The sequence below is a fragment of the Paraclostridium sordellii genome, assembly GCF_000953675.1.
Lineage (GTDB): Bacteria > Bacillota > Clostridia > Peptostreptococcales > Peptostreptococcaceae > Paraclostridium > Paraclostridium sordellii.
In genome coordinates this window covers 1,779,177-1,800,927 of the sequence record NZ_LN679998.1, presented here as the reverse complement: position 1 = coordinate 1,800,927, position 21,751 = coordinate 1,779,177, and the positions used below count along the sequence as shown (strand labels likewise).

At 25.8% G+C, this 21,751-nt stretch carries 22 protein-coding genes; 20 read left to right on the top strand and 2 right to left on the bottom strand.

Annotation, left to right across the window (positions count from 1 at the left end; all coding sequences use genetic code 11):
• Window positions 1–180 precede the first annotated feature (180 nt).
• The 15 genes from ATCC9714_RS08640 (at window position 181) to ATCC9714_RS08570 (ending at window position 14,267) form a co-directional block, all read left to right on the top strand.
• Entirely contained in the window at window positions 181–1,098 is a 918-nt protein-coding gene (locus ATCC9714_RS08640) for a YIEGIA domain-containing protein (RefSeq protein ID WP_057545039.1), read from the top strand.
• A gap of 4 nt (window positions 1,099–1,102) precedes the next feature.
• Window positions 1,103–1,297, top strand: coding sequence for a capping complex subunit for YIEGIA (locus ATCC9714_RS08635; RefSeq protein ID WP_021121249.1), 195 nt, complete (start codon window positions 1,103–1,105; stop codon window positions 1,295–1,297).
• A gap of 609 nt (window positions 1,298–1,906) precedes the next feature.
• Window positions 1,907–1,972, top strand: a complete 66-nt coding sequence (locus tag ATCC9714_RS17945; RefSeq protein WP_334290608.1) for a hypothetical protein — start codon at window positions 1,907–1,909, stop codon at window positions 1,970–1,972.
• Window positions 1,973–2,510: 538 nt separating this feature from the next.
• Window positions 2,511–3,686 carry a cytochrome c biogenesis protein/redoxin gene (locus ATCC9714_RS08625; RefSeq protein WP_057545038.1) on the top strand — a complete coding sequence of 392 codons (1,176 nt, stop codon included), beginning with the start codon at window positions 2,511–2,513 and terminating at the stop codon, window positions 3,684–3,686.
• A 136-nt stretch (window positions 3,687–3,822) separates the two neighbouring features.
• The gene (locus ATCC9714_RS08620) at window positions 3,823–4,476 is read left to right on the top strand and encodes a hypothetical protein (RefSeq protein WP_021121146.1); all 654 of its coding nucleotides are present in this window, start codon (window positions 3,823–3,825) and stop codon (window positions 4,474–4,476) included.
• Window positions 4,464–5,243, top strand: coding sequence for a restriction endonuclease (locus tag ATCC9714_RS08615; RefSeq protein ID WP_057574270.1), 780 nt, complete (start codon window positions 4,464–4,466; stop codon window positions 5,241–5,243). Before ATCC9714_RS08620 ends, ATCC9714_RS08615 begins: the two co-directional genes overlap by 13 nt.
• A gap of 159 nt (window positions 5,244–5,402) precedes the next feature.
• Entirely contained in the window at window positions 5,403–5,642 is a 240-nt protein-coding gene (locus tag ATCC9714_RS08610) for a hypothetical protein (protein ID WP_021121243.1), read from the top strand.
• A 443-nt stretch (window positions 5,643–6,085) separates the two neighbouring features.
• Entirely contained in the window at window positions 6,086–6,889 is an 804-nt protein-coding gene (locus ATCC9714_RS08605; RefSeq protein WP_057545036.1) for a hypothetical protein, read from the top strand.
• 11 nt (window positions 6,890–6,900) lie between these two features.
• Entirely contained in the window at window positions 6,901–8,031 is a 1,131-nt protein-coding gene (locus tag ATCC9714_RS08600) for an ATP-binding protein (RefSeq protein ID WP_054631204.1), read from the top strand.
• Between the two features lie 3 nt (window positions 8,032–8,034).
• Window positions 8,035–9,444 carry a vWA domain-containing protein gene (locus ATCC9714_RS08595; protein WP_021129667.1) on the top strand — a complete coding sequence of 470 codons (1,410 nt, stop codon included), beginning with the start codon at window positions 8,035–8,037 and terminating at the stop codon, window positions 9,442–9,444.
• 418 nt (window positions 9,445–9,862) lie between these two features.
• Window positions 9,863–11,254, top strand: coding sequence for an MFS transporter (locus ATCC9714_RS08590; RefSeq protein ID WP_055339499.1), 1,392 nt, complete (start codon window positions 9,863–9,865; stop codon window positions 11,252–11,254).
• 168 nt (window positions 11,255–11,422) lie between these two features.
• Entirely contained in the window at window positions 11,423–12,421 is a 999-nt protein-coding gene (locus ATCC9714_RS08585) for a CPBP family intramembrane glutamic endopeptidase (protein WP_057545035.1), read from the top strand.
• 166 nt (window positions 12,422–12,587) lie between these two features.
• Window positions 12,588–12,731, top strand: coding sequence for a hypothetical protein (locus tag ATCC9714_RS08580; protein WP_021121138.1), 144 nt, complete (start codon window positions 12,588–12,590; stop codon window positions 12,729–12,731).
• Window positions 12,732–13,031: 300 nt separating this feature from the next.
• Window positions 13,032–13,529: a CarD family transcriptional regulator gene (locus ATCC9714_RS08575; protein ID WP_021129672.1), complete on the top strand. Its 498-nt coding sequence runs from the start codon at window positions 13,032–13,034 to the stop codon at window positions 13,527–13,529.
• Window positions 13,530–13,646: 117 nt separating this feature from the next.
• On the top strand, window positions 13,647–14,267 hold the full coding sequence (locus ATCC9714_RS08570; protein WP_057545034.1) for a flavodoxin family protein: 621 nt from the start codon (window positions 13,647–13,649) through the stop codon (window positions 14,265–14,267).
• Between the two features lie 93 nt (window positions 14,268–14,360).
• Here the strand turns inward: ATCC9714_RS08570 and ATCC9714_RS08565 are convergent, their stop codons facing one another.
• Window positions 14,361–15,491 carry a zinc-dependent alcohol dehydrogenase gene (locus tag ATCC9714_RS08565; RefSeq protein WP_057545033.1) on the bottom strand — a complete coding sequence of 377 codons (1,131 nt, stop codon included), beginning with the start codon at window positions 15,489–15,491 and terminating at the stop codon, window positions 14,361–14,363.
• Window positions 15,492–15,645: 154 nt separating this feature from the next.
• On the opposite strand from ATCC9714_RS08565, the gene ATCC9714_RS08560 reads away from it, so the two are divergent.
• Window positions 15,646–16,554, top strand: coding sequence for an SDR family oxidoreductase (locus ATCC9714_RS08560; RefSeq protein WP_054632053.1), 909 nt, complete (start codon window positions 15,646–15,648; stop codon window positions 16,552–16,554).
• Between the two features lie 60 nt (window positions 16,555–16,614).
• On the opposite strand, the gene ATCC9714_RS08555 is transcribed toward ATCC9714_RS08560, so the two are convergent.
• The gene (locus tag ATCC9714_RS08555; RefSeq protein WP_021126050.1) at window positions 16,615–17,169 is read right to left on the bottom strand and encodes a spore coat protein; all 555 of its coding nucleotides are present in this window, start codon (window positions 17,167–17,169) and stop codon (window positions 16,615–16,617) included.
• A 202-nt stretch (window positions 17,170–17,371) separates the two neighbouring features.
• Here ATCC9714_RS08555 and ATCC9714_RS08550 point away from each other — a divergent pair, with 202 nt between their 5' ends.
• From ATCC9714_RS08550 to cydC, 4 genes are read left to right on the top strand one after another with little or no spacing between them, the layout of a single operon-like run.
• Window positions 17,372–17,773, top strand: a complete 402-nt coding sequence (locus ATCC9714_RS08550; RefSeq protein ID WP_057545032.1) for a YbaN family protein — start codon at window positions 17,372–17,374, stop codon at window positions 17,771–17,773.
• Between the two features lie 55 nt (window positions 17,774–17,828).
• The gene (locus ATCC9714_RS08545; RefSeq protein WP_021126053.1) at window positions 17,829–18,143 is read left to right on the top strand and encodes a hypothetical protein; all 315 of its coding nucleotides are present in this window, start codon (window positions 17,829–17,831) and stop codon (window positions 18,141–18,143) included.
• Window positions 18,144–18,155: 12 nt separating this feature from the next.
• Window positions 18,156–19,928 carry an ABC transporter ATP-binding protein/permease gene (locus tag ATCC9714_RS08540; protein ID WP_155485684.1) on the top strand — a complete coding sequence of 591 codons (1,773 nt, stop codon included), beginning with the start codon at window positions 18,156–18,158 and terminating at the stop codon, window positions 19,926–19,928.
• Entirely contained in the window at window positions 19,918–21,603 is a 1,686-nt protein-coding gene (gene cydC / locus ATCC9714_RS08535) for a thiol reductant ABC exporter subunit CydC (RefSeq protein ID WP_330374649.1), read from the top strand. Before ATCC9714_RS08540 ends, cydC begins: the two co-directional genes overlap by 11 nt.
• Window positions 21,604–21,751 lie beyond the last annotated feature (148 nt).

Here is a 21,751-nt window from a genome sequence, read left to right as displayed (position 1 = left end):
TTAAGTCTAATTACCAAAGGTTAGAATATAAGTTAGCTTGTAAACTATATTTAATAATAGTCGTAAGAGGATAGGATGTAATTTCTATTACTATCCTTAAAAAAGCACTGAATTTGGAGTCTTAGGATCTCAAATCAGTGCTTTTTTCATTCAAAACAATACCTTTAGGAGGTTATACAAATGAATGTTCAAGGTATTATATCCCAAAATGATGTTATAGTAATTGCTACAGCTATTATTATGGGAACTATGGCTAGAGTAATGACTTTAAAGGAAGACTATAGACAATATCCTAGTTATCCTAATGGATATTTTACACATGTTGTATTAGGAGTTATAGCGGCAGCTATTGGAGCAGTTGCTATTCCGGCTTTACTTGCTAAAAATTTTACTGCGGTAACTTTTTTGACAATAGCTATTCAACAATTCCGTGATGTAAGAAAAACTGAAATATCGAGTTTAAAATCTCTTGAAAATACAGAGTTTACTACAAGAGGAGATGCTTATATTGATGGAATTGCAAAAACTTTTGAATCGCGTAATTATCTAGGACTTACCGTATCATTTATAACAAGCTTATCAATGATAATAACATCAAATATATCAATACTATATAGGATTTTAATCGGAATATGCATTGGTAGTATTACATATATAGGTATACGAAATTTTACAAAAGGCAAACAAATTCAAGATATAGCTGATGTAAAAATTGCAAAAGTAGATGTTAGAAATTCAGAGTTATATGTAGATGATATTTATATAACAAATAGCTTGGGAACTGAAAATAGCAGAAATATTGTTAGGAATGAAGCAATGGCTGCTATTATTACTCCAAAGTCTAACCATTTTAGAATTACACTAGATAATTATGGACAAAGACAAGCTATTTTATTTGAAGCTTGTAGAGCTCTAGGAGTAAAAAGATATCAATTTACAAGAAAAGAATACAATAGCGGAAAAGTTGTTATTGTATTAGTTCCTATAATTAGAGATGAAGAATTTTTTATTAAAGTGGTAAAAGAAACACCATTATTAGAGAACGTAAGGAAAAGTCATAGATTAATGAAAGAAAATATTTTAAATTATAAGGAGTAAATTTATGAATGATAAAGGATTTCAGTTGCTAGCTTATATTACAGGTGAAAAAAGTAGGGTAATTGGTGGCGCTAGTATAGCTTTGTTTGAAAAGGATGAAGAACTTAGATCTTTATTAAGTGTAGATTTAGCAAAAGCTATGAAATGTGATGTTGTACAATTAAAAAATAAAGATTATTTACTAATTAAAAATAGATAATTAACTGAGTTTATTAATATATAATGAGATAATTAAGTAAAAGTAACTATAATCAGCACTTACTAAGCAAAAGATAGACTTTATCTAACTATCTTTGTAAGTGATTAGGACTAGATATTTGGAAAAATATCAAATTTAATAGAGATTCTCAATGAATTAGGATGAAATTAACTTTCGCCTAATATCTTAAGATTACAATTTAAGTTATATTATAAACTATACTTAGTAATAGTCTATAGGATAATTATATAATTAATATACTGCTTAAAAATTACTGATTTTAGAGTTTTAGTCTATAAATCCGTGAATTTTAACTATAAGATATAATGGTTACAAGAAAGTGCCTAGTTGAGCTTAAAAATTAAATTTGGTATATTGATTTTAGGGTACAATAATTCCAAACGTTTAATATTTAAATTACAAAACAATTTTACAAAAAAGCGTAGTTAATTCTACGCTTTTTTTGTAACAAATATTATATAACTTAGGAGATGAGAAAATGTATAATATAGACGAGATAACATACTATTGTCCACTGTAGAAGTTTTATCAAACATATTGGGTAAAAAATAGGTTGCTATAATAATATGGGAATTAAAAAACAATAAAATGGGATTTGGAGAGTTACAAAGAGCTATAGAAGGATACACTAAAAAAATGCTAACACAGAACTAGATTTATTGATAAAACATAATATTGTAATGAATGAAAAAAAGGCATATAAAGATACAGTAGAATTAACTTATTATTTAAGTAAAGGTCGATTAAAACTACTTACTATAATATGGAAACTATGATAATTTGGAGTAATAATAATTTATCTTGTGATAAATACTTTTAAAAGTGTCTTAATTATGTACTTTTTTAATGTATAAATTTATATGAAAGTTAAAATTACAAAAATATATAGGATACAAAAAAGTAACTAATTGAGCAAAAAATATAATATTGATATATTATTAAATAGTAGAAACTGATGGGTTTATAAAAATAGTTACAGACTAAGATAGTGAGAAAATCCTATTAGTAACGATGATATATAAAGAATCCAGTAAAATAATGAATTTAATACGATTAACAATGTATATGAAAGTGAAATACTCTTATTTAAGAGATAGAAAATATGTTTAGTCAGCTACGATATAGGCTCTTAATGAGGTATTACCACTTAATATGATAAAAGAATTATAAATTAATTAATAGGGGGAAGTTAATGGAAAAATTAAACTTAGCAGTAGTATTTATAGAAGGATTATTATCATTTTTATCACCTTGCATACTACCAATACTGCCAATATATTTAAGTATGCTATCAAATAGCAGCATAGAAAGTTTAAAAAATGGTAGCTTTGCCAAAAGTTCTTTATTTAGAAATACATTATTTTTTACATTAGGTATTTCAACAACATTCTTTATATTAGGTTCATCAGTAAGTGCTTTAAGTTCATTTTTTAATACTAATAAAGATTTTATAATGATAATAGGTGGGATTATTATAATATTTATGGGATTATTTTATATGGATATTATAAAATCAAGTTTTTTAAACAAAGAAAAAAGGTTCCAGCTAAAAGCAAAGGAAATGAACCCGATAACATCATTTTTATTAGGATTTGCATTTAGTTTTGGATGGACTCCGTGTATAGGTCCTATATTAGCATCTGTACTTATTATGTCTTCAAGTGCAGATAATACATCAACTTCTTATTTACTGATAGGTGTATACACTATAGGATTTATTTTACCATTTATAATGGTTTCCTTATTCTACAATAAACTTGTTAAGAGCATAGATAAGGTTAAGAACAATATGAGCAAAATAAAAAAATTTGGAGGTATAATTCTTATAATTTCAGGACTAGTTATGCTGGTTCATGGAGGTATAAACAAATTAGAACACTCAAGTATGCAAAATAATAGGAAATCAGAAAGTAATCAAAGCTCAAATAATAAAGAAGAAAAAACAAAAGCTTTAGATTTTACATTATATGACCAATATGGAAAAGAGCATAAGTTAAGTGATTACAAAGGTAAAACTATATTTTTAAATCTATGGGCTACATGGTGTCCTCCATGTAGAGATGAGATGCCTTACATAGAAGAATTATATAAGGAGTACAATAAAAATATTGATGAAGTAGTAATTCTTGGAGTAGCTTCACCTAATCTAGGACAAGAGGGAGATGCCAAACATGTAAAAGATTTTTTAAAACAAGAAGGATATACATTCCCAGTTTTACTTGATGAAGGTGGAAGTTTAGTTTATCAGTATGGGATTAGTTCTTTTCCATCGACTTTTATAATAGATAAAGATGGATATATAACTCAATATGTTCCAGGTGGAATGGATAAAGATACTATGAAGTATCTTATAAATGGTGCTAAATAAAATATATATTAAACAGTATATGTCAATAATTAAAAATGATATATACTGTTTTTTGTTTCTATATTAAAAATTTATTATAAAATGATAAATTTATGTAAATAATTCTAAAGAAGAATTAGAATAAGGAGCATAAATTATGGCAAGAAAAAAAGGAATATCAACATTTGTTAACCAAGTTTCAAAAGAATCAATAAAAGAACAAAAAATAAAAGATAGAGAAGTTGAACAACTTAAAAAAAGATATCAAAAAGAATTAGAAAAACAACAAAAGGAAGATTACATAAATAGTAGATATGAAGAAGTAAATAAACTAAACTTATCAATAAATAGTGAAATAGATGAATTAAAAAACTTAATTTTAAACGGAATAAATGAATATAGGCCAATACCAATAGATACTTTTATAAAAAAAGACATACAAGAATTTACAATACCAAAAGAACTAAATATAAAATATGAAAAACCAAATAGGCCTATCATAAGAAAAGCCAATATATTTGAAATATTATTTAAATCATATAGATTAAAATACAATTCTTATGTAGATGAATTAGAAAGAAGATATGATAGAGAATATAAATTATATGAAAAAAATGAAGTAAATAGAAAAAATGAAATTAAAAACTTAAAAAAATCCTATGAATTAAAACTAAACGAAATAATAGCTATTAAAAAAGATTTGTATATAAATGGAGATGTAGGAATGATAACTTCCTATAAAAAAGAACTTTTAAATAACTCAAAGTATCCATTTGAATTTAAGAAAAATATAAATATATGCCTAAGTTAGATGAAATAAGAGAAGTACAAAGAAAAAATAAAGATATAAATAGTATATATAATGAAGTAATATACTCAATGGCTTTAAGATCTATGGATGAAGTTTTTAAGTCGGATATATATGGTAATATAAAAAGTATTGTATTTAATGGTTATATAGAAGATATAGATTTATCAACAAGACAAGATATAAAACCTTATATAATATCGTCAATGATAGAAAAACAGGATTTTAGAAAAATAGATTTAAAAAGAGTAGATAAGTTAACCTGTTTAAAAGACGCTATGCAAAGTAGAATAAACCTTAATTCAAACTTAGAACTTAAAAGCATCGTACCTATATACAATTATGATTATGTAAATAACTCTATTATAAGTAGTGAAAATATTAATCTATTAGAAATTAATCCTTATGAGTTAGAAAGGCTAGTTACTATTTTATTTAGAAATATGGGATATAATGTAGAAGAAACTAAAAAGTCTCATGATGGTGGAATTGATTGCTTTCTAAATTATAATGATCCTATAATAGGTGGTAAGGTTATAGGACAAGTAAAAAGGTATAAAAATAATATTGATATACCAAAACTTAGAGAGTTTGAATCAGTACTAAGAAATTCTGATGCTATGAAAGGATTATTTATATCTACTAGTAACTTTAGTCCACAATGTGAAAAATTTGCATTAGAGAATAATATAACTCTTATAAACGGATGTACTTTATTAAAATACTTTAATGAATATGGAATTAATTCTTATATACAAGATAAGATTTGATATTTATATTAAAGTTATATATAAGACAAAATAGAAAAGGAAATTTTTAAGATTTCTTTTTATATTTTTAGCAAATTTAAAGTTTAAAAACATATAATTTATTAATTTATAATAAATTGGATATAAAAAATAAAAGTATTTTTATATGGGGGTAAAGATATGAGTGAATTAAATCAATGGATTGAATTTATTAATACTGAATGTGAAATTGAATTTATTTATAAGGAAGAGCTATATGTAGTTAAAAGTTTTAATGGAAAAAGATATATAGTTAAAGATAAAATTTCTTTATCAGATTACTATGAGTGTGAAGACATATTAGAAGAATTTTTTCTAGATGATGTCTCTCTAAAAAATCTTATAGAAAGCAATGAAATAAAAATACTTACTATCTTATAAAAAATTATATAAAAATAAAACAGTCATATCTTCTTATAGTAGCTTTACAAGTGATTCTCAAAAATGTATGATTAATTAATGATGTAATTGAAATAATCATGTTTACTTATTTTTTTAGTGGGATCGATGAGTTATTAGACTATTTAAACTGTGAAAAAATTGTTAGAAAAATATGCAGGAGCAAAAGATATTTCAATTAAGTTAATTGATTAATAGATTAAAGCATAGTTAAAAGATTTTATTCTTCTATTAAGTAAGTAGGATTAAATTAGTTAAAAAATTGTAAAAATTGAATAATTTGCATATAAAATACCTAATGCTATTATAGTTTCAGGTATTTTCTTTTATATTGACATAATTATTTTGTTTAAACTTCAGAAAAAAGTATATTAATATAATAAGGAAATTACATTAAAAAAGCAGTAAAAAAAGGAAGGAAGAACATGGAAGAAGCAAAACTTATTAAAATGATATCAAATAATCCTAATATTATATCAACAATAAATAATCCAACAGAAGAAATGAAATTATTGGCTCTTGAAAAAAATGGACTAGTATTAGAATATATAGACAATCCAACTACAAAAATGCAAGAATTAGCTATTAATAATAATATTAGGGCAATTAAATTTATAAAAAATCCAACAGAAGAGATGATGATAAAAGCTATAAAAACTGGATGGAGTTTATTAGATTATATAAAAAATCCAACAGAAAAGGTAATAGAATTAGCTATAAATCAATCTGGATGGGCTATACAATATGTTAAAAATCCAAGTGAAAAATTACAGTTATTAGCAGTGAAAAAAAATTATGATGCAATAAAGTATATAAAAGAACCTTATGAAAGTGTTCAAGAAGAAGCTGTAAGACTTAATTATAGCGCAATAAGGGATATAAAATCACCGAGTCATAAAGCGGAACTTATAGCTATTAAAAATGATGAGGCGGCTATAACTTTTATAGATGATTTGAACAAAGAAAAAATGCTTGAATTTTTAAAAGAAAATATTTTAGTAATTAAATATATAGATAGAAAAATAACTAAAGAAGATTTAGAAGATGTTTTAAAAGAAGTATTATCAAAAGAAGATGTAGATGAAAAATACGTAAGAGACTTTTTAAATTGCAGTATCATAGATAGAAGCAGTGATACTATGCCAATGGACAAGATGATGTTCATTTATAAATATGGAAGTAAAAAAGCTAAAAAAATAGCTGTAGATGAAAAGTTAAAAATGATATAGGAGAGATAAAAATGAATTTTATAGAGACATTAAAAAGCGTTGACTTAGTTCTAGCTACTAAAGAAGTACCCTTAGTAGTTGGAGAAAGTGGTATAGGAAAGACCGCTTTAGCAAAAAAACTTGCAAAAGAAAATGATTGGAGTTTAATTGTTATTGATGGGAATCTACTTAAGGAAGGTGAAATAGGAGGTTTACCAACTGTAGAATCCTATATAATAAGTAATTCTAATGGAGAAGAAATTGTAAAGAAAACAACAGTATATGCTGTTCATAATAAATTAAGAGAAATTGATGAAGAACTATCAAAAGGAAGAAGTGTTCTTTTATTTATAGATGAGATAAACCGTTGTGAACATACAGTACAACAAGAACTTATGAACTTAATATTAAATAAAGAAATAAACGGTTATAAGTTAAGTGATGATGTAAAGATACTAGCGGCAATGAACCCATCAAGTAAGTACGGTTCAGATTTTGATTATCAAGTTGTAGATATGGATGCGGCTCAAGAGAATAGATTTGTTTGGTTAAATATGGAACCAGATCATAACCAATGGATAAAATGGGCAATAGGAGCTGGTATTGAACAAAAGGTTATAGAATTTATTTCTACATTCCCAGAATATTTAAATAAGATAAATGATGAAGATGTAAGAGCAACTCCAAGAAGTTATGAAAGAGTTTCTAAAAGCTACAAAGTATACAAAGAACAAAAAGATTTAATACCACGAGGTGTATTTTTAAATGTTATAAAAGGAAATGTGGGAAAGGTAATTGCAGAAGAATTTATAAGTTTTATCGAAGCTGATTGTGATCCGTTAATATCGTATGAAGATGTTTTTTCTGGAGAAAAATTAAATGAAGGTGTTGTAGAAAGAGTAAAAAGTGAAAGTCATACAAGACTTTACTTAACAGCAATGAATATTTTAAGAGATTTAGAATCTAATATTAAAAGTAATAATTATGATTCAAATTATGATATAAATAGATTTGTACAATTTTTAAAAGAATATCCTATAGATTTAATGGTAGGAATTATGAAGGATATTAAAAATAGTTATAAATCAGTTTATGAAAAAGCTATAGAAAATGAAGAGTTTGTTAAAGCTTATTTTGAATCTTATAGAGAAATAAGAGGATAGATTATGGAAAGTTATTTTGATAAACAGAAAAAAGAACTTTATAAAAAAGCTGAAAAGATAATAGATACTTATGCTGTGTTAAAAGCAAATCACAAAAACGAAAAATTTGAAATAGATATCCCTAAAGATTTTAAAAATGAATTTTTTAGCTTAGTAGATAAAGTAAACTTAAGTCTTATGGAGGAAAAAGATAACTTTTATGGATATTTTCTATTTCAAACATCAAGAGAAATAAGATTTGATATAAGTAGCCCTACAGCTATAAACTTCAAAGGTGCTAAGTATGTTATATACTTTAATCCAATAATTTTTCTAGACCTTAATATGAGGCAAATGGAAAGCACAATCAAACATGAAATTCTTCATGTATTATCTATGCATCTAATAAGAGCAAAAGACTTAAAAGGAAAATATAGTACCTTAGCTATTAATATGGCTATGGATATAGTAGTAAATAAATACTTAAATAATTTGCCACCATATGCAACTACATTAGAAAATACAAATGTTAAATACAATTTAAAACTGGAGCCTTATGAACCTTTTGAATATTATGTAGAAAAAATACAAACAGAATTAGATTTACAAGAGAAAGATGAAGAAGGAGAAGTAGATGATACTCGTCAATCTGATGATATAGAAACTGAGTACAATCCAGAAAGAACTCATGATATTTGGGAGGATTCTAGTAATATAGATGAAAAAACTCTTAAAGACTTTACTGAAAAAGCTATTAATAATTCTCAAAAAGGTAAAAATCCAGAGTATTTGGATAGTATGATAGCTTCACTAAAAAATAGTAAAGGGGAATTGCCTTGGAACTTATACTTAAGTAGATTAATGGGAACAGTTGAAAGTAATAAAAAGAAAACTATAACGAGAAGAAATAGAAGACAACCAAATCGATTAGATTTAAGAGGAGAACTAAGATCTCATAAAGCTGAAATAGCTGTTGCAATTGACATAAGTGGAAGTATTAGTGATGAAGAATTTAAACAAGCTATAAAGGAAGTTCTTAATATAGTAAAAAATTATAATCATGAAATTACTATTATAGAATGTGACAATGAGATTAGACGTGTATATAAAGTTAAATCTGTAAAAGATATAAAAGAGAGATTAAAAAGAAGAGGTTCAACTAAATTTAGTCCTGTATTTGAATATGCAAATAATAAGAAGGTTAATTTATTAGTTTATTTTACTGATGGTAAAGGTGAAGATAAGTTAAAAGTTGTTCCTAGAGGATATAAAATTTTATGGGTTATATCTGGTAGAGGAGATAGACTTTCACTAAGAGAAGCTTATGGAACAGTGAAAAAACTTAGCAAAGTTGAAATAAAAGATAATACTATTGATATGAATGATGTTAGAAGCGACGGATACTCAATGAATAATCAAGCTCCAATTTTATAATAAATTATAAAGGTCATATTGAAAAATATTCAGTATGATCTTTTATTTTTTTAGTAAAAAATAATGAAGTTAGAACAAATAAAAATATTAATATAGTTATATATAGAATATTATATACATGTGTATATAGTGTTTTTTAAAAAATATGATGAAAACTTAATGGTATTTATTGGAAAAAGTATAGCATAAATGATTAATTATTTAAATTAAATTTTAATTATTTTTATAAAAAATTGTAATATACTCTTAAAACCTAGTAAAATACACTAATTAAGAAGTGTTGCAATTGATAAAAATATATGTTAATATTATCCTTGTCTTAAAATGTCGAATGAAACGTACAGATTAATAATAATGAATCTGCAAACGATTTTGAAGAAAGACTAAAAATGAAAAAAGAATAAAAGAGGTGTACAACATGGAAAATTCACTTAATACTTCAAAGGAGATGGAGGAGGTAAACATAAAAAAAGCAGTACCTGCGGTATTAGCTTTAATGATTTTCGCACTAGTTATAGACAACTCATTTAAAATCATTTCTGCTGATTTAGCAAGCGCTTTTAATTTATCAGCTACTGCAGTTAGTTGGCAAGTAACTTTAGCTGGATTAGTTATTGGTATAGGAGCAATTGTATATGCTTCTTTAGCAGATTCAATAAGTATTAGAAATTTATTAATACTAGGAATTTTCTTGATTTGTATTGGATCACTAATGGGATTTATTTTCCAAAAATCATTCTTTATGATAATTATTTCAAGGATAATACAAGCAGCAGGATTAGGAAGTGCTGAAACTTTATATGTAATATTTGTTGCAAAATATTTTAAAGATAGTGAACAAAAGAAATATTTAGGATTTAGTACAAGTAGTTTTGCTATATCGCAAGTAATTGGTACTCTTACAGGTGGATATATATCAACATATTTACATTGGACAGTACTTTTTTTAATTCCACTATTAACTTTATTAATACTACCATTCATATTAAAGTATATACCAAAAGAAAAATCTAAAGGGAGAAATATAGATTTTATAGGATTTATATTAGTTTCATCAGTTGCAGCATCATTAATGCTTTTTGTTTCAGACTTTAATTGGATTTACTTGGTAGCTTTAATAATTGCGCTTATATTATTTGTTACATACATAAGTAAAAATAAAAAGGCTTTTATTAGTATTGAATTCTTTAAAAATAGAAATTTTATATCAGTACTACTTGTAGCATTCGTTATATACAGTGTTCAACTTGCATTTATATTTATGTTCCCATTTTTAATTGAATACATATACAACTATAGATTAGATCAAGTTTCGCTGCTTTTAGTTCCATCTTATGTTTTAGCAGCTATTGTAGGAGCAATGTCTGGTAATGTAGCAAAAAGATTTGGAAGTAAGCAATGTATTCAAATGGCTATAATAGGCATAATAATAAGTCTTGTATTTGGTAGTTTATTTATACAAACATCAGTATACGTATTTGTATTTGTAATGATATTATTCTCTAGTTCATTCGCATTTATGTATGCTCCTATGATTGACACATTAATAAAAACAATACCTAAAGAACATTCAGGAACTGCTATTGGGTTTTATAATTTCTGTTTAAATATAGCTGCATCAATTGGTATAACATATGTAGCTGTATTAATGGAAACGAAATCTTTAGGAAAAAATATTATGGGTCTTTTCAATAATGCAATATGCATACAATATAGCAATGTATTAATAGCATTAGCAGTTATTTCTGTAGTGGCACTAGCACTATATTGGAGTTTAATTGGGAGAAGAGAAAAATCTGAAAATAGATAATAAAAATTTTATATTTATTATTAAATTTACTAAAGGATATTGACATAATTTTATGTCAATATCCTTTTTTGTATATAAAAATATAATTATTAGGCCAATAAATTACATTTACTTTAACAGGTGTGCTAATATTTTATTAGAGAATTTAATAATTTAAGGGGGATTACAATGTCTAATGATATCAAACTTGTAAAAAAAGAAATAAATTCTTTTTTAATAATCAACTTTGCTCTTATTGCATTCATATCTATATTTATATTTATGGTTAAGTCAAAATCAGATAGTGTGGATTTTATATCAAATTTTGCTGTATTATTTATGTATATTCCTGCTTTTTCAGTAATAGTTGTATTAAAAAAAATTGAAAACTATAGTTTTACACCTACTGTAGATAAATTTTTAAAAGTATTTGCAATAGCAACGATTTTAAGAATTATTATTTCTATAGTTGAGGTATTTTTAATTGATGGGATTATACTTTCATCTTTAATAGACACATTTGTTTCTTTATATCTTTTATATCTTACTTTATATAATGAATCTGAATTTGAAATATTAAATTTATCTATTACAAAAAACTTTAAAAAAGTACTGTTCGTAATATTAATATTTACAATGATAAAACTAATTGGATTAATACCTGATTTTTTTGACATATCAAGTAAATCAGTAAATATAGGTGAAATCATAGTAATGGGATTAATAGGTTTAATAAGTAATTTTTTAATTGGGTTTAATTTATTTTTTGGAGAAGAATTTGGATGGAGATATTTTTTACAACCTAGACTACAAAAACTTTATGGTAAAAAAATAGGGGTATTAATATGTGGTAGTATATGGGGAATTTGGCATTTACCATTGTGTATAACTTTATACAGTCCTAAAACACCATTTTATTGTATAATTAATCATTTATCTCTTTGTATATTCTTAGGAATATTCTTAGGTTATGCTTATATGAAAACTAAAAATCTTTGGGCTCCAATATTAATTCATTTAGTAAATAATGTTATTTCAATAGTACTTATAGAAGGATTTGAGACTGTATTTACACCACGATTACTTTTGGAGAGCATTATATATAGTATGATTTTCTTTTTACCATTTTTATTTACTAAGAAGTATAAAGAGAATGTAATTGATAAGAAAGAATCAACGGATATTTAAATGCAACATGTATCCATGCTTAAAATAAAATAGCAAATAAATAATAAAAGGTAGATTAATATCTACCTTTTATTATTTTTAAATAAAATATTGAAGCTTAGCAATAACTAAGATAGTATTAAATAAGGTAGAGAATAAGATAAATTAAATATGGAGAAGCAAAAATATGGTTTATCCAGATGGTAAAAATATGGATGTAGTTGAGTACAATGATGTAAAACTTAACATACTATCAAGTACAATACAGCATAATGGAAATGTTTGTAAACGACAATACACTTACAGTAAATATAACAAGGATAAGAACTAAAATAGAAGAAATAGGTGTAAGTGATTTTCTAAAAACTAAAAGAAGAGAAAGGTACATAATATTAGTTTAAATGTTATAGCACTAGTTTTAATGATATTTATTATTTCACAGGTACATATTATTCATTTAAAAGAAGTAATAAGAAGTTAGTTAAATAATAGTATAAATAGATATAAAAAAAGTTTTACTTACATTGAAATTTCTAAATGTGATAAAATAATATTATACAACGAGTAGTTTTGATAATGTAAGCCCAGTTGTCAAAACTACTCTTTTATTTTATTAAGGATGGTGAGACTTATGTTTAATATTAATGATTATATAATGTATGGAACAACAGGAGTTTGTAAAATTTCAGATATAACTAATGAGAAATTTATAAATGGAGAGCATAGAAAATATTATGTACTAACTCCTATTTATTGTAATGACACAATAATAAAGACGCCTGTAGACAATAAGAAAGTTTCTATGAGGAAAATAATATCTAAAGAAGATGCGCATTTATTAATAAATAGTATTCCTAATATGGAAACTTTATGGATTGACGATGATAGAAAAAGAAACCAAAAATTTACGACCCTGCTTAAAGGTGGAAAATGTGAAGAACTAATTAAAATGATAAGGAGTATATATATTGATAAAGAACAAAAAAAATCTATAGGAAAAAAATCATATCAAGCAGATAATGAAATTATGAAAGAAGCCGAAAGATTAGTAAATGAAGAATTTGCAACTATCTTAAATATTTCTCCAGATGAAGTCATATCATATATATCAAGTAAAATACCTAAATAAGGTATTTTAGATAATCTAAAAATATCTTTTGTGATATAATCAAAATGTATAAAATCTAAAAATTATTTTTTTACAATGTATATTAAATTTAACACAAAATATAAGGGAGAGAAAAGTATGAAAGTATTATTAGTAAATGGAAGTCCTCATTTAAAAGGATGTACTTATACAGCGCTTACAGAAGTAGCTAAATCATTAGGATCAAATGGAATAGAAACAGAAATATTTCAAGTAGGTACAAAACCAATCTGTGGATGTATAGGTTGTGGTTCATGCTATAAAACTGGAAAATGCTTTATGGATGATGTGGTAAATGAGTTTGTAGAAAAAGCAAAAGAAGCAGATGGATTTGTATTTGGATCACCAGTTCACTATGCAGCAGCATCTGGTGCACTAACTTCATTTTTAGATAGAGCATTTTATAGTGGAGGAAAACACCTTGCGTATAAGCCAGGAGCATGTATAACAAGTGCTAGAAGGGGAGGAACTACTGCAACTTTTGACCAAATTAATAAATATTTTACGATAAATAACATGCCAGTTGTAAGTTCTCAATACTGGAATATGGTACATGGAAGCAACCCAGAAGAGGTTAAAAAAGATTTAGAAGGTATGCAAACTATGCGTGTTTTGGGAAGTAATATGGCATGGTTAATGAAGTGTATTAAATTAGGAAAAGCAAATGGTATAAATATACCTGAAAAAGAAGATAGACTAAGAACTAATTTTATCAGATAAAAAGTTAACTAAATAATAATATAAGATAATATAAAAATAACCTATAAAGCTTTATAGGTTATTTTTATATTATTAATTAATTTTAATTTACACTTATGGCTTTAATACAACTTTTATGCAATTATCTAATTTACTATCAAATATATTATAAGCATGTTTACCTTCTGATAAGGAAAGTTTATGAGTTATAATATCAGTAGGATCATACTCGCCTTTTTTTATAATATCTAGAATTTTCGGCATATAAGCTTGGGCAGGGCATTGTCCCATCTTTAATGTGATATTTCTAGAAAAGAAATCACCTAATGGAAACATATTATATCTTCCGCCATAAACACCAACCATCATAACAGTGCCACCTTTTCTAACGGCCTGAGATGATAGCTCGATTGCTGACTTTGAACCTCCTTGGAGTTTTAATGCAGTTTCAATTTTTTCAAAGTTTGTCATTACACCATCCATACCTACACAATCTATAACAACGTCAGCTCCGCCATTAGTAATTTCTTTTATGTAATCACCTGTATATTCATGATCTTTAATATTAATTGTTTCAATGCCTTTATATGAAGAAGCATGATTAAGTCTGTATGAAATCTTATCTACTGCAATAATTCTTTTAACATTTTTTAATATCAGCCATTTTATAACAGAAAGACCTATAGGTCCACAACCAAGGACAACAACTGTATCACCTTTTTTAACACCTGAATTATCTACACCCCAGTAAGAGGTTGGCAATACATCAGTAAGAAAAAGAACTTGATCATCAGATAATTCTTCAGGGATTTTTATAGGACCTACATTAGCATATGGAACTTTTAAATATTCTGCTTGACCTCCATCATATCCACCAAAAGTATCACTGTATCCAAATATTCCTCCACATGAACCATATTCATTAGAATTATCACATTGACTATATAATTCATGATCGCAATAAAAACAATGTCCACATGCTATAGGAAATGGAACAACAACTCTGTCACCTTTTTTTAAGTTAACAACATCTTTACCTATTTCTTCTACTATTCCCATTGTTTCATGACCTAATATCGAATTTTTTTTAAGATTAGGAATCATACCATGAATTAAATGAAGATCTGATCCACATATAGCCGTTGAGGTAACTTTAATGATAATATCATCATTTCTTTCTATTTTCGGATCTTCAACATCACGAACATTTACATTTTTAATTCCTTCATATACAATAGCTTTCAATAAATTAACCTCCTAATAAAATTAAATTTATACAATTTAGTTTTAGTTAAACTAAGGAAAAATATTCCTTGAAAATATAAATTATCATAACTAATTATAAATATTAATATAATTTATATTGAATTAAGTTTTATATAAATAAAGGTGGTGTTATATGTATCCAGTTTATAAAAGTATTGGTAAAATAGAAAAATGTGAAAAAGTAAAAGTATTATTTCCACAACAACATCAAGATTCTCAACCTGGGTTAGAATATATAATGGAACCTAGACCTATATCAGATAATCCATATTACATAGGTAGCTGTAAGTTACAGGGAAAGGTAGCAATTATTACTGGTGGAGATAGTGGAATCGGAAGAGCAGTAGCTTATGCATTTGCTAAAGAAGGCGCAGATATTGCTATTTCGTATCTTTGTGAACATAAAGATGCAAATGAAACTAAGGCACATATAGAAAGATTAGGCAGAAAATGTATATTAATACCTGGAGATTTAAAAAATGAAGAAATGTCTAAAGTTGTTGTTGAAAAAACAATAAAATATTTTGGGAAAATAGATATATTAGTCAATAATCATGGAGTACAATTTATTCAAGAAAGTATATTAGATATTACCGCAGAGCAATTAGACGAAACTTTTAAAACTAACATATATTCTTTTTTTTATATGACAAAAGCAGTACTGCCTCATTTAAAAAAAGGAGCATCTATAATTAATACAACTTCCATTACTGCTTATCAAGGAGAACCGCTACTTATAGACTATAGTGCAACTAAAGGTGCTATATTAACATTTACTAGATCACTTTCACAATCACTTATAAGTAAAGGTATAAGAGTAAATGGAGTAGCACCGGGGCCTATTTGGACTCCTTTGATACCGTCTTCTTTTTCTGCCAAGCAAGTAGAAACCTTTGGTAGTTATACTAGCAAAGTTCCTATGAACAGGGCAGGTCAACCATTTGAAGTTGCTACGAGTTTTGTATTTTTAGCTAGTGATGATTCTAGTTATATGTCGGGTCAGATTCTTCATCCTAATGGAGGATCTATCGTTGGGTCTTGATTTATAAATAATAAAATAAAAAACACCATACATAATGTATGGTGTTTTTTATTTTATTATTTAGTTTGAATCTTGAACTTCATTATAAAGAGATCCAACTTTAGTTATTTCTGTTTGAGGCGCAGAACATAGTGGGTAAAAACCTCTTTGAATTAACCATTGAGCAACTTCATAAGCATGATTACAAGCCATTGTAAATGCATCTTTTAAAAATTCTCTTAACACTGGGTTTGTTGCTTCCATTGAACTCCACGCATATTCTCTTCCAGCTCTTTTTAAAGTTAAAAGATATCCTGTAGCTATTTCTCTATCGTTTAATTGTTGAATATTCGTTCTAGGTGTAACTGGAACTGGCTCCATAGGTGAACTAGTAAAATCTTGTAGGTTTATTTTTAACTGGGGTACATTTAACTTTTCGCTAGGTGCATTAGCTTCTTTAATAAATCTAACCTTCATATTATAATCCTGTATATGAACAGGAAATTGATTTTCTATCATAGATTTTAGCTCTGGATCTGTAATTTGATTTCTATATAGAGCCATATTAGTAATAGTATTTACACAACTTAATATTAATTCATGTAAATTATGTAACTCTGCTGGTGTTAATTGCATAATTTATTACCTCCTAAATATATAATTTTTTTTACACTATTAATATGTCCATAGAAAATAAAATTATTGCGTGGTAAATGTTTCTTAAACTAAAGTATTATCAATTTGAATTATAAAGATTATCAATATAACTTGATAATGATTATTATTTATGTTAGATTATTATTGAAGGAAAAACATAAAATGGAAAGGAGGATGAAAAGTGGGAAAAATAAAAAAAATTTTATTTATAACAATTGGGATAGTATCACTTTCAATAGGTAGTATAGGTGTTATACTTCCTATAATACCAACAACACCTTTTCTACTATTAGCATCCTATTGTTTTGTAAAAGGTTCGGATAAATTTAATGAATGGTTTAAATCAACAAACATTTATAAGAAGCATTTAGAAGGTTTTGTTAAATCAAAGGCAATGACACTAAAACAAAAGATAACAATATTGTTATTTGCAGATATTATGTTGATGTTTCCTATTATATTAATAGATAGCATTCATATGAGGATATTTTTATTATTACTAATGTTAGTTAAGTTCTATTACTTTATGTTTAGAATCAAAACAATAAATCCTAATAAAAAAGAAATAAAGGGTATATCATAAATAAACAATGATAATGATATTCAATATTTGTTAATAAGTAAGAAAGGAGAAATTAATGTTACATAGTATTGGAGCAACAGGATTTTCATTAGCATTAATATGTTATTTTTTTAAGTATATAAAAATTATAAATAAAAAGATAAGAGTTAAACTTCATATATACACAGGAATGGTAGGAGCTTTAGCCATGATTTTATACTCACTAATTGATTTTATCAAAGAAAAAGAATGGAGTATATTACTAATGGGGTTTGCTAGTTTATTAATAATAATATCAGGTAATGATAAAATCAGAAAAAAATATAAGAGGCTACACTTAATATCAGTTTTTATTTTTGTATTTAGTTTAACCTATCATATAATCAGTTAAAGGAGGAGTATTATGGTAAATAAAAGGTTACTTTCGCTAAGTAAAGAATCAAAAAAATACATATACTTAACAGTTTTAATGAACTGGATATCGATAATTTGTAATATTGGAATTGTATTGTTTGTAGGGAATATAATTGATAAATTATTCAATAAGGATTTTAATTTTAATATAGGTATATATACAGTCTACATAGGGGCTTTAATATTAATTAGATTTTTATGTAACTATATGTCTGGAAGATTTTCTTACTACTCATCATCTAAAGTAAGATCTTCAATAAGAGAAAGTATTTATAAAAAATTACTAGAACTAGGTGTAAATTATAATGAAACTGTATCTACATCATCAATTGTTCAAATCTCAGTAGATGGAGTAGAAGCATTAGAAGTATATTTTGGAAGATATTTACCGCAATTATTTTATAGTTTATTAGCACCACTTACACTATTTTTAGTAATAGCACCAATCAATTTTAAAGCAGCAATAATCCTACTAATATGCGTTCCTTTAATACCAATATCAATAGCAGCAGTAATGAAATTTGCAAAAAAATTATTAAGTAAGTATTGGGGAATATATACAAACTTAGGAGATTCATTTTTAGAGAATCTTCAAGGGCTTACTACATTAAAAATATTTAATTTAGATGAAGAAAAAAATAATGAAATGAATAAAGAGGCTGAAACTTTTAGAAAAATAACAATGAAAGTTTTATCTATGCAGTTAAATTCTATAATAATAATGGATATAATCGCATTTGGAGGTGCAGCTATAGGTATATTAATTGCCATAAGTGAATTTGGAAAAGGCAATATAACTATGGGGCAAACTATAATTATTATATTACTTTCATCAGAATTTTTCATACCAATGAGACTTTTAGGTTCATTTTTCCATGTAGCTATGAATGGTATTGCAGCAGCTGATAAAATATTTAACCTATTAGATACTAAAGTTGAAAAAGAAAAAGAATTACCAGTAGAATTAAAAAATAAATTAAAAAATATATCAATATCTATAAGTGATGTTGACTTTAGTTATGATAAAGAAAGAACTGTTTTAAATAATTTAAATATAGAAATTAAAAATAAGTCGATGGTAGCTTTAGTTGGAGAAAGTGGATGCGGTAAGAGTACAATAACAAATTTACTTTTAAAATTAAATAAACCTGATAAAGGTGATATAAGATTAAATGGAATTAATTTAAATGATATTCCATTTGATGAATTGAGAAAAAAGGTCAGCTTTATAAGTCATAGTTCTTACATTTTCAATTCAACAATAGAAGAAAATCTTCGTATGGGAAAATTAGATGCAAGTGAAGAAGAGATGTATAAGGCTCTTAAATTAGCAAATCTATATGAGTTTGTAATTAATTTAGAAAAAAAATTACAAACTCCAGTAGGGGAAAATGGTTCATTTTTATCAGGAGGTCAAAAGCAACGTTTAGCATTAGCTAGGATGATACTTACAAATCCTGAGGTGTACATATTTGATGAAGCAACATCAAATGTAGATGTTGAAAGCGAAGATTCAATACTAGAAGCAATTTATAATATTGCAAAAGAAAAAACAGTAGTAGTTATATCACATAGACTTGCAAACATAAAAAATGCAGATAAAATATATGTTCTAGACAAGGGATATATAGTTGAAAGTGGCAATCATGAAAGCCTTATGAATAATAATTCTACATATGCAAAGTTATATAAAAATCAAGAAAATCTAGAAAATATATATAATGAAGAAGTTATAGAGGAGGTGGCTATAAGTGAACAGTAAAACACAAAGATTATCAGGTGGTAAAATAATGTTTAGACTTATAAAAATACTAAAGCCACTAGTGCCTGTAATGATAATTACAATAACTTTTGGGGTATTAGGATTTTTAGCTGCTACAGCAATAACTACTTTTGGAGCTATTGCTATGGGAGATATTTTAGGAATAAAAATGAACTACAGCTTTTCTACTGCTACAAAGATAATAATAGGATGTGCAATATTTAGAGGAATATTAAGGTACATAGAACAGTATTCAGGCCACTTTATAGCTTTTAAAATATTAGCTATATTAAGAGACAAAGTTTATAAATCATTAAGAAAACTAGCTCCAGCTAAGTTAGAGAGCAAAGAAAAGGGTAATTTAATATCTATTATAACAAGCGATATAGAACTATTAGAAGTATTTTATGCACATACTATTGCACCAATAGCTATAGCTATACTTACATCGTCAATAATTGCATTTGTATTATATAAAATAAATCCATACTTTGGATTAATTGGATTAATATTTTATACTATAGTAGGATTTATAATACCAGTTTTATCTTCTAAATTAGGAAGTGAAGCGGGATTTGAATATAGAAATGAATTTGGTAAAACTAACAGCTTTTTATTAGATTCACTTAGAGGGATAAAAGAAATTTTATTATTTGGGCAAGGAGAAGAAAGACTTAAAGCTATAAATGATAATAGTGAAAATTTAAATAAGAAGCTTAAGATAATAAAAGGACATGAAGGTCTTATAAGAGCTTTAACAGATATAACAATTATGATAGCTATTCTTATTACACTATATGTTGGAGTAAACCTATACATAAATGAAACTATAAACTTAGGACAAGTAATAGTAGCTTTAGTGCTTTTGGCAAGTTCTTTTGGACCAACTGTAGCACTTAGTAATTTATCAAATAACTTAATGCACACATTTGCTTGTGCACAAAGACTATTTGATGTATTAGATGAGGAACCTGCAGTTAAAGAAGTAACAGGTGAAGACTCTTTAAACATGAATACCATTGATATATCAGACTTAGAGTTTAAGTATAAAGATAGAGAAGAAGTTTTATTAAAAGATGTAAATCTAAATATAAAATCAGGAGAAAAAATAGCTATAATAGGAGAAAGTGGATCTGGTAAGAGTACGCTTTTAAAGTTAATGATGAGGTTTTGGGATGTAGAAAAAGGAAGTATTGAAATTGATAATAAAAATATAAAAAATATACCAACTAAATCATTAAGAAAAGGTCAATCGCTAGTAAGTCAAGAAACATTTTTATTTAATAATACTATAGAAAATAATATAAAAATAGGTAAAGTAGATGCATCAAAAGAGGAAGTAATACAAGCTTGTAAAAAAGCATCAATACATGAGTTTATAAAAACATTGCCTAAAGGTTATGAAACTAATGTTGGCGAAATAGGTTCAAATCTTTCATCTGGAGAAAAGCAAAGACTAGGTATAGCTAGAGCATTTTTACATGATTCACAAGTACTAATACTTGATGAACCAACTAGTAACTTAGATACTTTAAATGAAGCACAAATATTAAAAAGCATAAAAAATGAATGTAGAAATAAAACAATTATAATGGTATCACATAGAAAATCAAGTACTGCTATATGTGATAGAAAACTATATGTAAAAAATAATACACTAAAATTTAATATATAAAGGCATATAAATATAGTATTACTATTAAAATAAATATATAATAAAAAACACATTGATAATTATCAATGTGTTTTTTATTATATGGTAAGTAAGTTATATATAATATAGAATTTACAAACTTAATAAAAAATACTGAAGACTAAGTCTT

What these genes read in the sequence shown, in the direction of transcription:
- ATCC9714_RS08540 (WP_155485684.1), top strand. Translation starts at nt 18,156, where the DNA reads ATGGTAAATAAAAGGTTACTTTCGCTAAGTAAAGAATCAAAAAAATAC.
- ATCC9714_RS08580 (WP_021121138.1), top strand. Translation starts at nt 12,588, where the DNA reads ATGGTTTATCCAGATGGTAAAAATATGGATGTAGTTGAGTACAATGAT.
- ATCC9714_RS08575 (WP_021129672.1), top strand. Translation starts at nt 13,032, where the DNA reads ATGTTTAATATTAATGATTATATAATGTATGGAACAACAGGAGTTTGT.
- ATCC9714_RS08590 (WP_055339499.1), top strand. Translation starts at nt 9,863, where the DNA reads ATGGAAAATTCACTTAATACTTCAAAGGAGATGGAGGAGGTAAACATA.
- ATCC9714_RS08595 (WP_021129667.1), top strand. Translation starts at nt 8,035, where the DNA reads ATGGAAAGTTATTTTGATAAACAGAAAAAAGAACTTTATAAAAAAGCT.
- ATCC9714_RS08545 (WP_021126053.1), top strand. Translation starts at nt 17,829, where the DNA reads ATGTTACATAGTATTGGAGCAACAGGATTTTCATTAGCATTAATATGT.
- ATCC9714_RS08585 (WP_057545035.1), top strand. Translation starts at nt 11,423, where the DNA reads ATGTCTAATGATATCAAACTTGTAAAAAAAGAAATAAATTCTTTTTTA.
- ATCC9714_RS08570 (WP_057545034.1), top strand. Translation starts at nt 13,647, where the DNA reads ATGAAAGTATTATTAGTAAATGGAAGTCCTCATTTAAAAGGATGTACT.
- ATCC9714_RS08635 (WP_021121249.1), top strand. Translation starts at nt 1,103, where the DNA reads ATGAATGATAAAGGATTTCAGTTGCTAGCTTATATTACAGGTGAAAAA.
- ATCC9714_RS08560 (WP_054632053.1), top strand. Translation starts at nt 15,646, where the DNA reads ATGTATCCAGTTTATAAAAGTATTGGTAAAATAGAAAAATGTGAAAAA.
- ATCC9714_RS08555 (WP_021126050.1), bottom strand. Translation starts at nt 17,169, where the DNA reads ATGCAATTAACACCAGCAGAGTTACATAATTTACATGAATTAATATTA.
- ATCC9714_RS08640 (WP_057545039.1), top strand. Translation starts at nt 181, where the DNA reads ATGAATGTTCAAGGTATTATATCCCAAAATGATGTTATAGTAATTGCT.
- ATCC9714_RS08600 (WP_054631204.1), top strand. Translation starts at nt 6,901, where the DNA reads ATGAATTTTATAGAGACATTAAAAAGCGTTGACTTAGTTCTAGCTACT.
- ATCC9714_RS08605 (WP_057545036.1), top strand. Translation starts at nt 6,086, where the DNA reads ATGGAAGAAGCAAAACTTATTAAAATGATATCAAATAATCCTAATATT.
- ATCC9714_RS08620 (WP_021121146.1), top strand. Translation starts at nt 3,823, where the DNA reads ATGGCAAGAAAAAAAGGAATATCAACATTTGTTAACCAAGTTTCAAAA.
- ATCC9714_RS08610 (WP_021121243.1), top strand. Translation starts at nt 5,403, where the DNA reads ATGAGTGAATTAAATCAATGGATTGAATTTATTAATACTGAATGTGAA.
- ATCC9714_RS08615 (WP_057574270.1), top strand. Translation starts at nt 4,464, where the DNA reads ATGCCTAAGTTAGATGAAATAAGAGAAGTACAAAGAAAAAATAAAGAT.
- ATCC9714_RS08625 (WP_057545038.1), top strand. Translation starts at nt 2,511, where the DNA reads ATGGAAAAATTAAACTTAGCAGTAGTATTTATAGAAGGATTATTATCA.